This window comes from Pseudomonas veronii (genome assembly GCF_001439695.1).
Lineage (GTDB): Bacteria > Pseudomonadota > Gammaproteobacteria > Pseudomonadales > Pseudomonadaceae > Aquipseudomonas > Aquipseudomonas veronii.
Map to the genome: position 1 here is coordinate 61036 of NZ_JYLL01000031.1, position 15656 is coordinate 76691.

Annotated in this window: 10 protein-coding genes and 1 pseudogene; 1 reads left to right on the plus strand and 10 read right to left on the minus strand. The window is 53.9% G+C overall.

Annotated features, from left to right (window positions below; translation table 11 throughout):
- Positions 1-17 precede the first annotated feature (17 nt).
- The 6 genes from TU80_RS26010 to TU80_RS26035 form a co-directional block, all read right to left on the minus strand.
- A complete protein-coding gene (locus TU80_RS26010) occupies positions 18-1238 on the minus strand; it encodes an FAD binding domain-containing protein (RefSeq protein ID WP_057005732.1) in 1221 nt (406 codons plus the stop codon).
- A complete protein-coding gene (locus tag TU80_RS26015; protein WP_057005733.1) occupies positions 1235-1717 on the minus strand; it encodes a VOC family protein in 483 nt (160 codons plus the stop codon). Before TU80_RS26015 ends, TU80_RS26010 begins: the two co-directional genes overlap by 4 nt.
- 294 nt (positions 1718-2011) lie before the next feature.
- Entirely contained in the window at positions 2012-2731 is a 720-nt protein-coding gene (locus TU80_RS26020) for a TetR/AcrR family transcriptional regulator (protein ID WP_057005741.1), read from the minus strand.
- A 67-nt stretch (positions 2732-2798) separates the two neighbouring features.
- Positions 2799-3443: a DsbA family protein gene (locus tag TU80_RS26025; protein ID WP_046382730.1), complete on the minus strand. Its 645-nt coding sequence runs from the start codon at positions 3441-3443 to the stop codon at positions 2799-2801.
- A gap of 85 nt (positions 3444-3528) precedes the next feature.
- Positions 3529-4446, minus strand: a complete 918-nt coding sequence (locus TU80_RS26030) for a LysR family transcriptional regulator (RefSeq protein WP_017847603.1) — start codon at positions 4444-4446, stop codon at positions 3529-3531.
- Positions 4447-4459: 13 nt separating this feature from the next.
- Positions 4460-5692 carry an MFS transporter gene (locus TU80_RS26035; protein ID WP_057005734.1) on the minus strand — a complete coding sequence of 411 codons (1233 nt, stop codon included), beginning with the start codon at positions 5690-5692 and terminating at the stop codon, positions 4460-4462.
- An 802-nt stretch (positions 5693-6494) separates the two neighbouring features.
- On the opposite strand from TU80_RS26035, the pseudogene TU80_RS26040 reads away from it, so the two are divergent.
- Positions 6495-6731 (plus strand): annotated as a pseudogene (locus tag TU80_RS26040) (DUF4102 domain-containing protein); the annotation flags it as partial.
- 396 nt (positions 6732-7127) lie between these two features.
- Here TU80_RS26040 and TU80_RS26045 read toward each other — a convergent pair.
- The 4 genes from TU80_RS26045 to TU80_RS32085 all read right to left on the minus strand — a co-directional run.
- Positions 7128-7493 (minus strand): hypothetical protein, encoded by a 366-nt coding sequence (locus TU80_RS26045; RefSeq protein ID WP_057005736.1) that lies wholly within the window; start codon positions 7491-7493, stop codon positions 7128-7130.
- A 52-nt stretch (positions 7494-7545) separates the two neighbouring features.
- Entirely contained in the window at positions 7546-8439 is an 894-nt protein-coding gene (locus tag TU80_RS26050; RefSeq protein ID WP_233099077.1) for a hypothetical protein, read from the minus strand.
- Between the two features lie 248 nt (positions 8440-8687).
- Positions 8688-15317 carry an anti-phage protein ProA gene (gene proA / locus TU80_RS26055; protein ID WP_057005738.1) on the minus strand — a complete coding sequence of 2210 codons (6630 nt, stop codon included), beginning with the start codon at positions 15315-15317 and terminating at the stop codon, positions 8688-8690.
- Between the two features lie 236 nt (positions 15318-15553).
- On the minus strand, positions 15554-15656 hold a 103-nt coding region (locus TU80_RS32085; RefSeq protein WP_156422911.1), incomplete at its 5' end, for a transposase domain-containing protein.

Genomic DNA, 15656 nt, shown 5'->3' on the forward strand with positions numbered 1-15656 from the left:
AATGGCTTGTGGCTGAGTTAAAACTTCACGGGCACTGCAGTCTCACGCATCACGGCTTCCGGAGTCCGGTACAACTCCGCCATGTCACGCTCTTCCTCGCTTTTCAGTTGCGCCTGCATATACGCGCCAAGATGCCTGGCGTGCTGAACAATCGACGCGCCGAAACGACAGCGCCGCTCGCTGTAGTCCGCCAATGCCTCTTCAACCGTTGCATGTCGCGCAAGTGCGTCCACGATTGCCAACGCATCACCGGCGGCCTTGGTAACGCCCATCCCACAATGGGGACGCGCCACGAATGCCGCGTCGCCGAGCAACGCGACACGGCCAAAATTCATCTTCGGTACTTCCAGGTCGTAAATTGGCTGGAATAACGGCTGAGCAGCTTTCTTAACGACTTCGGCAAACTGCGGGGCCAGTAATGTCTCTGCGGACTTGTACATATTGTCGAGCACATCACGACGTATCAGCGCCGGAGGAATTCCGCCTTCAAACTGTTTACCGCTTTCATCACGCAGCAAATCCTTCAAGTCATCGTCATCGCTGGTGCGGTACCACACGAAGTTGTAACGGCGCTCGCCGACAAGGGTGCTGTTGGAATGCCCGGCAACTGGATACCCCAAGATCTGCTCATGCGGGGGCAAACAAAACGCGAATTTATCGAAAAGTGCGGCGTGGGCAGCGTCAGACAGAGCACTTTCATCGACTAACCCGCGCCAGGCGATATAGCCGGCATATTGCAGGTGCACATCGGGTAAAAAATGTTGGCGAATCGTCGACCGAAACCCATCAGCCGCAACAATGACGTCTGCTTGATGAGTCGTCCCATCGGCCAATGTCACGCTGGCATGGGTTTCAGTACTTTCGACCGACACCACACTGCCACCGCAGCGATACCGTGAGTCTGGGAATGCACAGCGAAGCACCTGGTACATCTTCCCCCACGCGGTCAACGTTTGTGGAAGCGCATTCTCAAGTACGGCTTCGCCGTCCTGGGCCAAAGTGACGCGCGACAGCACATCGATACCTACCGATGCGTCGAGGGGAATTCCCGCTGCGGCCATCGCTTCGAACAACTCAGGGTGTGTAACGATCCCTGCGCCTCGTCCAGCGAGTTCATCCGGAACGCGTTCGAAGACCTCAACGTCCCAACCGTTGCGCAACAGCATATTTGCTGCAAACAGGCCGCCCAGCGAGCCGCCCACGACTATGGCGCGGGGCTTGTTCGAGGCGTTCATCATGGCTGCTCTCCCACCGTTGCAGAGGCATGGGAGGCGTAAGAACCCACAGCATCGATCTCGGAGGCCGGGAAATTGAGCTCGATGGTGACACCAGACGGATCTTCGATGAACACTTGATGCAGGCCTAGGCTCGGCACGGTGCGATCGCGCCACGCAATCCCTTCGGCTTTGAAGACGTCCCAGAACTCGACCAGGCCGGTGACCAAAAAAGCAATGTGATCAACCGTCCCAGTGCCTGTCAGCGGGATTTCTTTATCGCCCAGGTATTTTTTCAGGCCTTCAGGATTGGAAGGATCAATCCCGATAATGTGGACCGTGCCGAAGTCCTTCTCATCACCGCCCATGTACAACCAAACGCCAGGAAAATCGAATGGCGGCCGGTAGCCAGGAGTAAAACCGAGGACCCTTTCATAGAATCGACTGGACTTTTCCAGGTCGAACGACCGGATCGAGTAGTGAGCGAGCTTCACGACTTGCATGGTGCCTCCAACAGTTTTTTTGTATTTATTTATCAGTTGATAAACAATACGACCAGCTGAAATTGAAGTAAATAGGTGGCGGATCAAATTTTTGAGGACAGGCTTGAACCACGCTGTGGCGTCGCCAACAGCGAACGGGCTTCAGGCGTTGGGAAAGGGCTTTTCAGAGCAGGATGGTGCGCGGACACCCCTCCTCACCCGCTCAGTTGAAGGCTGAAACAGGTGATGAGTGGTCGACAGAAAAGCAGGGCAAAATAGGCGATCAGGAGGCAACAAACACGAAATCGAAACCGATCAATTCAAGCGAGGCTTCTTACCCAAATCGTTATCGACTTGCTGCAATACATGGGGACTGCCGTTAAGGAACGCATCGACCATTTGCTCGATCAGCGCATCTATGTCTTCAGTCACTGGAAGATCGTAAATCCATTTGCGAACACCGATATAGAAAATACTGGCATGCAGACTCCAGATCAGCTCGAGCTCTTTTTCATTGATCGTGTCCCCTGAGGATGGCGCCAATCCATGAGTCTGACGGATTTCTGCAATGACAGGGATGAAGACCCGCTCACGCAATTTAGCCAGATACCGATCATTGATGCCTTCACGTGTCAGCCCGGCGAATACGAAGATACGAATCCACTCTCGCCGCAGAATCACACGAGCGTATGAGGTGTAGAAATGAACCAGGCGAGACTGAAGGGGTTCGGAACGATCCTTGATCATCGCCTCCCACGAGGAATCCCACTGATATACCTCGTCGTACACGCGGTCTATCAGTGCCTCTTTGCTGGGGAAATATCGATAGAGTAACGGTTGGGTAATATCCAGTTGTCGCGCCAGCTCACGGGTACTGCCCGAGAATCCGCACGTCGCAAAATGCTCGATAGCTTTCTGCACGATTTGCTTTTCCCTGACCTCAGGCGAAAGGCGTCGAGTCGTCGATTTGACGGGGTCTGCTGATTTCGCTGATTTTCCCGACTCGTTCTCGTCTCTATCTTTTAAGTCTTGCATAACGCCTCGCTGGAGCTTCATTAAGGCATCATACAAAACAAAAGAATGCACTGGCTATGAACCACACCTATTTGGCCAGACGACTTTCAATATCCTTCTTGAACAACGCAGGTCGGCTTAAATAATGCCCCATGGCCAACACTTCCATTTGGCCGTCGATCTCCAGCGCAAATGCCGGAAAGCCGCGCGCATTCAGAGCTTCAAGCATCTCGTTGCTGCGCTTGATGTGGTCTTGCAATGAGTCTGCCGTGATCAAATCAAAAGTTGCCATAAACGATTCGGGTTCAAACCCAAGCTCATTGGCAATGCCGGCGATTACCCCTCGGTCAGCAATGGCCTGACCTTCTTGGTAGTAGGCAATTTGCAGGCGTTTGAGCATTTCGATACCACGTCCGGACAGCTGTTGAGCGGTCAACATCGCTGCAATCGGTGGTGAAGAGTCCAGCTGGACATTTTCATGTTCCAGTACGCCTTGAACATAGGCGTCCGCGAAGGTCTGTTTGCTGAATGCCGTAATCCGGGCTTCGTGAGGACGAACAAAATCGCGCCACTCACCCGACATCAACTTGCTTTTGTCCCCCGAAAGCATGCCCACGCCATGGGCCTGAATTTCCAGGCCAGGAATAGCGGTGGCCGCCGTGATCATCGGCGCCGCCCCATAGCACCAGCCACAGAACGGGTCGTAGACGTAATGCAATGTCGCAGTGCTCATTCAAATCTCCGGGATCTGCCGTGCCACACGGCGAAAGGGGTTCGTTACGTCGTGGATCAAACATGCGAAAACAGCAATGAGGCGATCAGCGCTCGGCCAAGCCTTCAGGCCCGAGCAATTCGCTGATGAAATCGATAAACGCATTGACGCGTTTGGAGCCACGATGATTGGGAAGATACAACGCAGAAATGGCCGAACTGGCATCGTTCGGATTGATAACAAAGGACTCGAACAATGACGTCAAATCACCGCTGCCAATATCGTCGTTGACGAGCCAGTCAGGTAACAGAGCCACCCCGCCACCCGCCAGCGCAACCTCACGTAAAACTTCCGCATTGTTGCTTTTGAAGCGCCCCTCAATCGGTACCCGAGTCTCCTCACCTTCCTTTAAGAAAGTCCACACCTGCTGCTTTGGGCCGTAACTAAAACGCAGACACTCGTGTTGCATGAGGTCCATGGGATGTTCAGGAAAACCATGTGCATTCAGGTACTCGGCACTGGCCACAACCCGGCGTCTGAAATGACCGACGGGACGACTGACGACACCATCCATGGCTGCTGCCGATCCCAATCGGATCGCCAGATCGACGCGTTCCCCCAGTAATTCGACGATGTCATCGGAGAGCGTCATGTCCAACACAAGTTGAGGGTATCGCTTCAACAGCGAGGCAATATGCGGCGCAATCAGACGGCGCCCCAGCGCTACAGGCACGGAAATACGAAGATGACCCGCAGGGAGTTCCCCGCGGTCAGTGACCGAGGCATCCGCCTCGGCGACAGCATTCAGCACCTCCCGCGCTTTCAAGTAGTAGGCGGCCCCGGCATCTGATAATGAGATTTGACGCGTGGATCGATTAAGCAGGACAGCGCCTAGTTCCGCCTCAAGCCCATCGATCATCCGAGTCACAGAAGACGTCGCCAGGCCTAACTGTCGAGCGGCAGAAGAAAAGCCCTTCGAATCCACAGCCTGGACGAACATCTTCAATGCGAGCAGCTTGTCCATGACACTCCTTGACTCACCCGTTGTTCATCTTGAGCATTGCGCCAGTTCGGGTCCGACGAGAAACCACCGAGAAGACGACCAAAGCGACCAGTGACAATCCGCTTCCCACCGCAGCAATCGCCAACCAGCCGGCATGTTCATAAAGCGAACTGGCCACCGAAGAACCGATTGCACCACCGATAAAGATACTGATCATGTACAACGCATTCAGACGGCCTCTGTTAGCAATGCCCAAGGCGTAGACGGCTCGCTGACCCAACACCATGTTCATTTGCACTGCAAAATCCAGCGCTACACCGGTGACCGCTAACCCAATCACACCGTAGAAGGGATTGATGAAGGCCGGTAGGAAACTCAATATACCCAGCACCATGGCCAACTGCGACGCTCGTCGAGTATGTCCTGCATCAGCGAGTCGACCACTGATAGGTGCGGCAATTGCACCGATCGCGCCGACCAGAGAGAAAATCGCAATCTGACTTTGCGTGAGGCCGAACTCACGACTCAATATCAACGGCACAGCGGTCCAGAACAAACTGAACGCCGCAAACATCAGCCCTTGATAAAGCGCGCGCTGACGCAGCACGGGCTCGCGACAAAACAGTTGTCCCAGGGACATCAGCAATTGACCATACGACGCGCGATGGGTCGGTTGCCATTTAGGCATGGTCATGCCAATCACGATGGAGATAACGAGCATCAAGGCGGCGGCCCCGATAAACACCGCCCGCCAGCCCAAATGATCGGCAACCAGACTCGACAGCGGCCGCGCAAGCAGAATCCCTAGCAGCAAGCCACCCATAATCCCGCCAACTACCCGACCGCGAGATTCTTCCGGTGTCAGATGTGCCGCCAACGGGATAAGCATCTGCACGGAGACTGAGCTGAAACCGATGAGTGCCGACACCACTAGAAATACACTCGGCTGCTTGGACAAACCGGCGGCTACCAGGCTGAAGATCGTAATCACAATTGTCGCGATCATCAGCCGACGGTTTTCTACCAGATCCGCCAAGGGCACCAGGAAAAACAATCCGAGCGCATAACCAATCTGAGTCAGCGAAACGATGAAACTCGCGCTTCCACTCGACATGCCGATATCCGGGGCGATCAAGCTGATAATCGGTTGAGCGTAATAGATGTTGGCCACGATGGCACCGCAACAAAAAGCAAACAGAAGCACGAGCCCCTTTGTCATCGACGCTTTTTGTATCGTCGCTGCTGTATCTCTTGTAGAAACGCCCATGCCATAGACTCCTGAGGTTCGACAGCGGTGACTCTTCAGAAAAAGTCACGCGCATTGATGTTTTCCAGGTCAACAACATAGGCGGCACTGCATCTTGAGAGAATATGGTCAGGACGCAACGTCGCGTTGCGTCTTGCGCAAGAGATACCCAGGCTCGGTGCGCGCCCCCGCTTGATTCGAGGACGAGGAATCGCCATGCGCCAAGTAAACTGACTCGCCGATGATCCAAAGGCCAAATACAACTTCCGATGGGATCCGGCTACTTACACGGTGGCCGAGAAACTAACCGGCTTTCGGCTGGAACGACGCACCAATTACCTGATCAAGCGGAATGGCCAAGACAAGCAGATCCAGACATGCACGCTCGAGTGCAGTGGATGTTCGTGTGATTGCGGCGCTGAATACCGTTGCTCGTATGAAGCAAGCGACTGCTCAAAATGCGGCCACACCGGCAAGAGGCGAATGACCTTTGGTTTTCCCGGCAGACCCCTTTTGGAGCGGGAAGCAGGCGTGAAAAATAGAGAAGTCACGCAAATGTCACGCACACGAAAAAGGCCAATGCTGTGAACATTGGCCTAAGTCGTTGAATTATATGGTCGGGACGGAGTGATTCGAACACTCGCCCCCTAGCACCCCATCTCCTTTTTAATACTTCTCGAAAGCTTCCAGAATTTTACTCTGGATTTTTCTAAGCGGGTATTTACATGAACTCCAGCGGTGTTCTGCTCTACGAGAGTCCAGGAACGTCCATCAAGAGTCGACGTTTTTGTGGGGGGGGGTAAAAGTAGGGGGAACCCATTTTATGGCCAAAATCACCATCAAAGAACTCGAGTCGCTGAGCGCTAATGATGCCGGCCTGATCCTCAGGGAGGATGGCAATCTCGCCGTTCGAATCTCAGTCCGTAGGGACGGCGTGCCGGTCAGCTTTTTCTATCGGTATCGGTGGGGCGAGCAGAACAAAGAGTACGCTTGCGGGTCTTGGGAGCGCCAATCCTTGACGGACATCCGCAAGGCACGCAACCAAGTCCAAGCGCTCATTTAACAGGTTCATCACATTTCATGCGCTAACCGACAAAATCCCCGTGTTAACACAAACAGACACCAATCATTGTCTATGTAAAAAAACGCGCTATATTGTGTTTGTGACAAACACAAACCACTATATGATGTGCTTTAGTGTAAGTCAGCTTAAGAGATTAGGTGTAAAAGCCCCACACTCGTAGGAGATTTACGATGACTGATCGACGCCCTATCAACAAAGATGTGACCGTTCCGAAGCCCGGCGGTGGCGAACAGCCTCGCTCGCGAAATCAAGATGGTCAAATTCGAGACAAACGGAGTGACGCCGGTAAGCCTCGGAGCAAATAGATCAATGCTGAACTGCGTCGCCTGGTATCCATGAAGTTACCCGGCGATGCAATACCATGGAACCGCGTCAATGTGACTTGGATTCAACCTTGCCGTTTACCAAGGTCACCACCATGTATACGTAAACCTCCGTCCCCCACGTATAGACTTGCACATTGCCGCTGCTGGCAGCCTCTTTACCAGGGATCTTGACGATATCCAGCACCTGTTCATATGTCATGCCGGGCTTAATTGCAGCGTATTGTTGATCACTAATATTGGGACGCTGGGCTCTTATCGTTTCAAGATCGAGAAAGCCGGATTGATAGTTGACGTTATTGCCATTGCCAGAAATGACCGGACTGTTGTTGCCGCTGGAGCTGTGCGAAACCGCCGGGGTCGGAAGGACGAGCGCTACCACTGATGCCAAAGCCCCCAATATGCCTGTGTACAAGCCAATTTTTTCATGTTTGCCATGTCATTCTCTGGATTCTCAGATGATTCAGTTATACGACTACGGCGAAGCGCTGAGCATCAAGGGTGGCAACAGCCGAAAATCCAGCGCCCTTTTTGAAGCTCATGTTATGGACAAAATTCTTCATCGCATCAGACGGATCGATGGTTTCGAGGTTAAGCCCGTCTACAGTTGGCCTAGAGAACGCAACACTCAGAATCGGCTGCTCCTCCATATGACCTGTCGAGCTGTTGAGCACATTGTCCAGAGCGGTGACGATGACTAGGTCATCCGGCAGGATTGCCAACAACTCTCGACCTACTCGCAGGGCGCAACTGCACACGTAGTCCTGATGAAGTTCGTTGAACCGCCCAGCAGGCATAGCTTTGGTCGACAGCTTGCCGCTTTTGAGTAGAGATTTGATTTCGGTCGGAATCACATCGGAGCCATGGATAGCGACTTTGGCTTCTAGGACACCACCTTCATGAACAATCATCTGAATAGCTGAGCCGAGGTGTGATATTTCTGCAAACGACTCGAAAGCTTCGATGGCATCTAGCTTGGCCTGACGGTCACCATCAAGGATACGGATCGCAATGTCCCTCTCCCCTGCCCACTCGGTATGGGCAGTTTTCCATTCAACAAGCTGAGCCTGATATTGCCTTTCGTCTTCCGCCTGCGCGGTGCCAATCTTGCCTGCAAGGGCTACGCGCTGACGAGCCTCTAGCTTGAAGAGACGAGCCCAGAAATTGGGGTGATATGTAGCGGCCGCATGCGTAGCTTCTTGCTCAAGAGTATTGCTCTTGAGTGGCTGTCTAGGTTCAGGGTTGGAGAGAAGTCGCTTCCATTTCACGGGCTCGGCACATTCCTTGTGCATCGAAAGGAGGATATCTACGTGATTTTCGTAAACCTCAAATTCATACGCTGCTTGTTCGAGCGCTTCCATCTTTGCGTACTCTTTCTGTCGCTTTTCAAGCTCACGCTGACGGCGATGAGCGTTGCGCTCTGATCGCCGCGCAGACGCTTGCAGCGAACGTACAGTCCCTTTCCACCCCATCACGACTCTCCATACCGTTCATATGATGGCACATTAACATAACTCGTATGTATTGCCTGAATCACCTGCGCATTTGGTAACCGAAACATCAGTTAACCCAGAAGTAAGGGGACCTTCACGGCCCCCATGTTTCTCGTTTACTCCGCCATTTGACGTATGGCCTTCTCAATCCGCTGACGTCCCGCATGAGCAAGCTTGCTTACACCAGCTTCTTTCGCGACCGCGTATATCAAGGCCTCCCCTTCGTGCCCCCGCCGCACCATCTCATCAACCAAAGCACGTAGTTCTGGCAGGCAGATTTCAGATAGCCCTCTCGTAGCATCTTCGTCGCCAGGCTTACGGAAGACGACACTGGAGTCCGACTCGATATGAGTCGGCCAGAAAAAGACTCCTGTCTGCTCTTCTTCATGTGAGCGGAATCGAGCCCGGGCAAGTTGGTCAACGCGATCACGTATCCGTGACCCGGTTCGTACCCAGCCATGAGCACGGGCAATGCGCCTTGCGAGCGCCGTGTCCAGAACAGGTCCCTCTTGCGCTACGACATGAGCAATCATCTGCTCCAATGTTTCCGTGTAACTCGCCTCAAAGAACTGGTCTGGATCGACCAACCCTACCGCCTGACGAGGGTCGGCTTCTTTATAAATCAAATATTCAAGGGGACGAGCAAAATCCAGGACATCCTCATCTGGTGTGATAGATGCAGCCTTGGCGTACTTCAAACCAGGCAACGCGCCGGAGGGGTCATTGGATTCGGCCACACTATCCACTGTGGCGACCACAGTAACCTGACTTACTACCTCAATGACCTCAGCCATAGCTGCGTCGATTTTCAGTCGTTCTGCCTCTTGAGTTGCATCGATGACAGCCTGCTTGGCTCGGGAATCCGCTAGAATCTCGTTCAGCCGTTGGTGTACCTTTTCGGCAGTTCCAATTGCATCAACCCACCAGTCCGTCGACCATATCCTAACGATCTCCCAGCCAAGTCCACGCAGTACAAACTCACGGAGCTTGTCACGATCACGAGCGGTCGCACTGCGGTGATAGGTAGCACCGTCGCATTCAATCCCGGCAAGGTACCGTCCAGGTGTGTCAGGGTGAACAACCCCAAGGTCTATTCGAAAGGAGGAAACGCCAATCTGGGTAAATATCTGCCATCCCTTTTTAGCCAAGGCCGCTGCAACTGCCTCTTCGAATGGGCTGTCAAAACTACCCACGCTACCAAAGTCAGCCTCTGCGAGAGCCCGTGGACCACGCTCTGCAAACTCCAAGAAGTGCTTAAGATCTCGAACCCCGATCGCTTGCGTACGAGCTAGATCAATATGCTCTGGGCGCAAGGTCGAAAACACCACAAGCTCCTGGCGAGCACGGGTTATTGCCACGTTCAGTCGACGCTCACCACCAGGGCGGTTCATCGGACCGAAGTTCATGGACAGCACACCGGCAGCGTCTTTTCCGTAGGTGGTCGAGAAATAGATGATGTCTCGCTCATCGCCTTGAACGCTCTCAAGGTTCTTGACGAACACAGGCTCCAGCTCGGACTCAGCGAAATACGAATCGAGTGATGGGTCTTTCCGGCAAGCCTCATCCAGCATGTCCATGATGAGCTTCTGTTGCTCGCCGTTAAAGGTTACGACCCCCACGGTCCGCCCGCTTTCGCGGAAGGCTGGAGACTGTAGGCGGGCAACCAAATCAGCAACTAAATATCTTGCTTCAATTAAGTTTGTTCGCGACCCACCCTTGTCATATACACCCGGGACTGGGCATAACCGTACTGCTTTGTCGGCCGTAAACGGTGATGGGAAGGTCACCAGCTTCGACTGGTAGTATCGCAGGTTCGAGAAAGCGATCAGACTTTCGTGGCGGCTACGGTAGTGCCAGTTCAGATTACGCATTGGCAGATTGGCACTGATGCACTCGTCCAGAATACTCTCGAGATCAGCCTCTACATCCTCATCTTCAGCGGTCGACTCAGCTCGGTTAAAGAACGAAGTCGGAGGGAGCTGTTTGGGGTCGCCCACCATCACCACTTGCTTCCCTCGGGCCATTGCGCCGACGGCATCCCAGACAGGTATCTGAGATGCCTCATCGAAGATAACGAGATCGAATGGCGTTGAGGCAGGAGGCAGATACTGAGCAATGGATAGAGGGCTCATGAGCAAACATGGAGTCAGCTTGGTTAGCGCTTCTGGCGCACGACTCATCAGCTCCCGCAATGGAATGTGCTTGGTCTTCTTGCCCATCTCATGTCGCAGGACTCCCCACTCTGAAGAGCGACTTACACTGTCTTGGCTTGGCAGGTCGGAACATAGCCGAGCCCGGAGCCAGTCCTTGGTCAACTCGGTGAACTTGTCATCCAAAGCCCGGAAATCACGAATGCGCTGTTCATGCTCCACGCTGACGAACGTCCGGATCACCTCTTCGTTGTCGACCGTCGTGTTCAGCCACCAGCGGGCGTAATTTACTTCCAATACACGACGGACTTTTCCAGAGCTGATGGCTCCTGTTTCCATCGATTGAACAATCGGAGCTAGGCCGACAGCGTAGGCCTCATCGCGAACCTTCCGCCAAGCGCACCATGCCTTCAGACGCGATTCAGACGAGACGACAGTTTCGCAGTTTTTCTTGATATCACTTAGTGCCAGGTTGGAGGTTTCGATGACGCCCATTTCGGTGAAACGACCGACGGCAGTCAGGTGCGCTGCTCGCTCCTGGAGCAGCTCGAGCTTTTCGCGAAGGGTAACGCCGGCGATGGCTATAGTAGCCTCCGGCTCAAGTAATGCGTTACCGTCACCCAGCAAAGTTTGAAGCGGTGCTTTGTAGGCCGCGACCTGTTCTGGATTGAGTGCTAGCTTCGCCACCGCGGTAGCCATCTCCCCTTGGAACGCTACCGCCCTACGTGCGACGTCAACCTTCGTTTTCAAGTCATTCCAGACAGGAACGATTTCTCGCAGATCGGCCAGATCCACCAACTCTCGCTCAACTGCTGCTCTGTTCTTGAGCAACTCAAAATCAGCTTTTAACGACGAGCCACAACGCCCCTCCTCTACATGAGGATGGTCGTCGACAAGTCGACCGCGTTCTTCTATGCCACGTCGTTCAGCCTGGAACCGCAGAGCAGCAGTCAGCACGTCAATATCCGTGGTTAAACCGCTCCAAAGAGCGCTCGTTGCTGAGCTGAGATCAACCAGCTCATCTAACCCAACATCGAGACGAGTCAGCGCACGCAGCCGGCGGAGTTCCTCCTTCAGCTCATCACCTAGCTGGCCCTGCTCAACCAACTGCAAGCCGTCATCGATCCAAGCAGAATTACTTTTCTGAAGCCGCATAGCCTCTTGCAGCTTGATCGCTGTCTCAAGATGCGTTGCTTCGGATTTGGCACCTTGCCAAACAGCAACACACTCATGACCTGGCTCCAGCTCATCGATTGCTCGACACACCGACCGAATCTCTACCCAAGTAGCGAGATCCTTGCCATTGTCGACTTCATCTGTTGACGTCTGAGTCGGTGCCAATAGCCCAGCGATGCGGCGTTTTCCGAACCAAGACTTAGGCCAGAGAGACTCCTCCGCGTCTTTCCATTCGCGCAGCAGGAGTTCGGTATCAAGTACTTCAATCGCATCCCCATAGGACGCCGTTAGCTGGTGTTTGAGGTCGTCTATCTGACGCAGTAATGTGACAGCTTGCCCGAGAACGTCAGTGACATTCTCTGGCCAGGCGGGGCCTAGATCAACGAACGTAGCGCGGCGTTGCTGCAGCAGATCAATGCCTTGTTTAGCTTCAGCAATAATACGAGAGGACCAGAAGGATGAGAGTCTGGAGTTAATGTCCCGGTGTTCGTCGACCCAAGTGCAGCCGTCACTCAGGCGTTTAGAAATCGAGCGAGCATCGGGGCGCAGTGCGAAACGCCAATCATGCCCAGCGGCAGCGGGAAGTACTCGAGAAAGGATCGATAGCCCCTCAAGTGCTGTTGGGGTGTACTCCGTAACAGGAAGCCCGGAAAGCTCAACAAAGCGATCGGCAGCTCGCTGGACTTCAAGCACAGCGGGAAGCACGTCACGAGCCGCCTGCACGAATTGTTGCTGCCAATGAGGCGACCACTCTGCTTGGCCTACCCCGGACAAAGCGTTGCCTGCCAGCTGACTGTAACCCACAGCCTGCGCGTTCACTTCAAGGCGGTCGCCCAGCTCTCTAAGCGCAAGCATGGCCTTCTGATCATGAGTGTCCGGGGATGGCCAAGAAAGCGCAGCTACTGCCTCATCAACACCCGATGTCACTGTCCCGATAGCATCGTAGATCGTATAGCCATTGCGGTGCCGACGATGCAGACGCTCGACATAAATATTAAGGCTGTCACGCAGGGAAGCGAGCCGCTGCGCTTCCACCTCCCAAGCGGTAGCATCTACCTCCCCTTTCGCTTCCCAAGCCGATTGCAACTGAGCAAGGACATCCGTTTTTCGAGCCTTGCTGGAGTGAAGTTCAAGGCAAAACTCACCCAGACCGATTTCACGCAAGCGCCGGTACACGACATCCAGGGCAGCAATTTTCTCAGATACGAACAGCACCCGGCGCCCTTGAGCGATGGACTGGGCAATCATGTTGGAAATCGTTTGGCTTTTACCCGTGCCAGGTGGGCCGATGAGAACGAAGTCTTTGCCCTTGGCCGCTGCCATCACCGCCGCAAGCTGAGATGAATCAGATGGCAGTGGGCAGAACACATCAGTCGGGCCGTAATCACGGTCCAGCGACTCAGCCTCCGGAAACGGCGTATTGGAGATGAACGAATCGCGCGGCGTATCCAGGAGGTGCTGGACCACAGGACTTTGTCGAAGGTGCTCTGCATTCTCGGCGAGATCCTTCCACATGAGGTACTTGGCAAATGAGAACATCGAGAGCACAACGTCCTCGTTCAGCTCCCAGCCAGGGATATCCTTGATCGCATGACCAACTTTGTTCCAAATGGCTGCGATATCCAGACCGGAGTCGTCCCGAGGCAGCTCCTGCTCCAGTGAACCCAAGCCCAGCTCAAAGTCTTGACGCAGCATCTCGATCAGAGTCGGGTTAAAACGAGGCTCGTCATCGTGCAGCACCATGGTGAATCCGGAACGTGCGCTCCTACGCTCCAAAGTGACAGGAACCAAGACCAGTGGCGCTTTATACTTCTGCCCGGCCCTATCCTCACGCGTCCAACTAAGAAAACCGATGGCCAGGAAAAGCGTGTTGGAGCCACCCTCCTGCAAAGCAGTACGAGCGCTTCGATATAACTCAGTTAACCGGACATCCATTTCGGCGGACGTCAGCGCAACGAATACTTCCCTACGTTTGAGAGCATCTTCAGCATGACGGCGGCGAACATCTTCTCGTTCACGCTGCTCATAGAGTGCGCGCTCACGCGGATCTGCGCCATCCATCAGGTCAGGCCTGGTAAGCAGCTTCAGAGACTGTCCACTTGCAAGAATGTCCTCGAGAGCACCGGGATCAGGAGATTCAAGCTTCAGCGCTCGCTTACCCATTTTGAAATTGAGCAAGTTATTTCGAAGCGACAGATCCAGAAGCTTTCGCTGCCACCGGCCGAGGCGATCTGCTGGGTCGAGCTTAGACAGATCCTCAACCTGCACCTTAATATTGTCATCGGCGATGCCGATCCCTTCCTCCACAAGAAGCGATGGGGCTTCATCAGACTCAGCAGCGGCGACACGTGCAATCTGAGCCTCTGAGCTGGAGAGAGGTTTGATACGTTGCAAACGGGCGCGACGGATATCTAGCAGCATCTCGAAAACACTTTCAGCGTCTTCGGCTACCTGTTTCGTGCCCATCTCTACCGCATAAGAGAATGGCGGTATCGAGGCGTGGGTAATAAGCGTGGTCTCAAATAGCACGAGTTCCTGAAGCTTCACCCGCTTACGTACTGCAGTGACATCATCCACAACGGCAGTCGTAAACTCTTCTGGCTTAAGCCACAGACCAGCAAAAGCATGACCATGTGTGAATACGATCACAGGGTTAAGACCGATCTGCTCCAATGCAGCGCAGAAAAACAAAGTTAGGTCGAGACAAGTAGCTAACCCGGAGTCAGCAATCTGACTAGGGCTCCGAATCTTCTGTCCGGACTGTTCAAAACTAGCCGGAGGCAACGCATAGTCGAGTTTCATGCGCGCCACGGCGCCCCACACTGCCGAAGCCAACTGCCAAGCTCTTTTCGGACCTCCCTCATATCCATCAAGTGCAGATGGCTTATCGCTGAGACGAAGCAACTCGGCTGCCCGTTTGAGCAACCTTTCAACCGCCGCATCATTTGGCTGAACAAAAGCCGCCGTCATATCTGGTATATGGCGCAATCCGCCCCACTGGTTTCTGGGCAGAAGATCTACGACCTGTTCAAACAAAGCAACTTCCTTGCGACCGCTCTCCGCCTCCTTGTCATCGGCTTCGAGGACAAACGTAAAGGTCGACATCTCTGACTCTGTCAGGCGACTCAACAACGGGCCGTCCAAAACAAGATCAAGCCCAGGTATGACCCGGAAGCTATCTGCAGCGATCTCGTCGATCCGCCAGATCTTGGACTTAAATACCTCGGGGGCCGAGCTAAGCGTAAGAGTGGCATTGACGAAACGATCGCTCGTTTCGTTCGAGATACGAAGCTCGCGAATCACAGGGATAGCGTTCTGAAAATCTGCAAGATTCAGCTTTGCTACCAAGGTGGCAAGGACTTTTACTTCTTTAGGCGGGACGTCTTCTTGGGGCGTGAGGTGCTGAACGATGTCGTCCATGCGCAACAATCCTTGTCGTTATGCCCAAGGGAGTGCCGGAATTGGCCGGCCAGGGAGCCGCTCTTGAGCTGATGGCGGGATGATATCTCTTCTAGTGACAGCCGTAATGTGCCTTTGGTCGTCACTGATTTCTCAATCCATCATCGAACGTCACATACTACGACCGACACAGCTCAATATCGAAAAAGGACCGAAGCCCACTGGGCAAACTTCGTAAGCGTCCAGCCGCCCCACCTTTACTCAGGTTGAGGCGCGAGGGGTAATAGCTCATCGATCCGGCTGTTGGGCCAGCTGGGTAGTTTTTCCAGCGTATCCTTGAGCCAAGCGGCGGGTTCGATG

Coding starts and splice junctions, on each gene's coding strand:
- TU80_RS26010 (WP_057005732.1), bottom strand. CDS start 1,238: ATGATGAACGCCTCGAACAAGCCCCGCGCCATAGTCGTGGGCGGCTCG.
- TU80_RS26015 (WP_057005733.1), bottom strand. CDS start 1,717: ATGCAAGTCGTGAAGCTCGCTCACTACTCGATCCGGTCGTTCGACCTG.
- TU80_RS26020 (WP_057005741.1), bottom strand. CDS start 2,731: ATGCAAGACTTAAAAGATAGAGACGAGAACGAGTCGGGAAAATCAGCG.
- TU80_RS26025 (WP_046382730.1), bottom strand. CDS start 3,443: ATGAGCACTGCGACATTGCATTACGTCTACGACCCGTTCTGTGGCTGG.
- TU80_RS26030 (WP_017847603.1), bottom strand. CDS start 4,446: ATGGACAAGCTGCTCGCATTGAAGATGTTCGTCCAGGCTGTGGATTCG.
- TU80_RS26035 (WP_057005734.1), bottom strand. CDS start 5,692: ATGGGCGTTTCTACAAGAGATACAGCAGCGACGATACAAAAAGCGTCG.
- TU80_RS26050 (WP_233099077.1), bottom strand. CDS start 8,439: ATGGAAGCGCTCGAACAAGCAGCGTATGAATTTGAGGTTTACGAAAAT.
- proA (WP_057005738.1), bottom strand. CDS start 15,317: ATGGACGACATCGTTCAGCACCTCACGCCCCAAGAAGACGTCCCGCCT.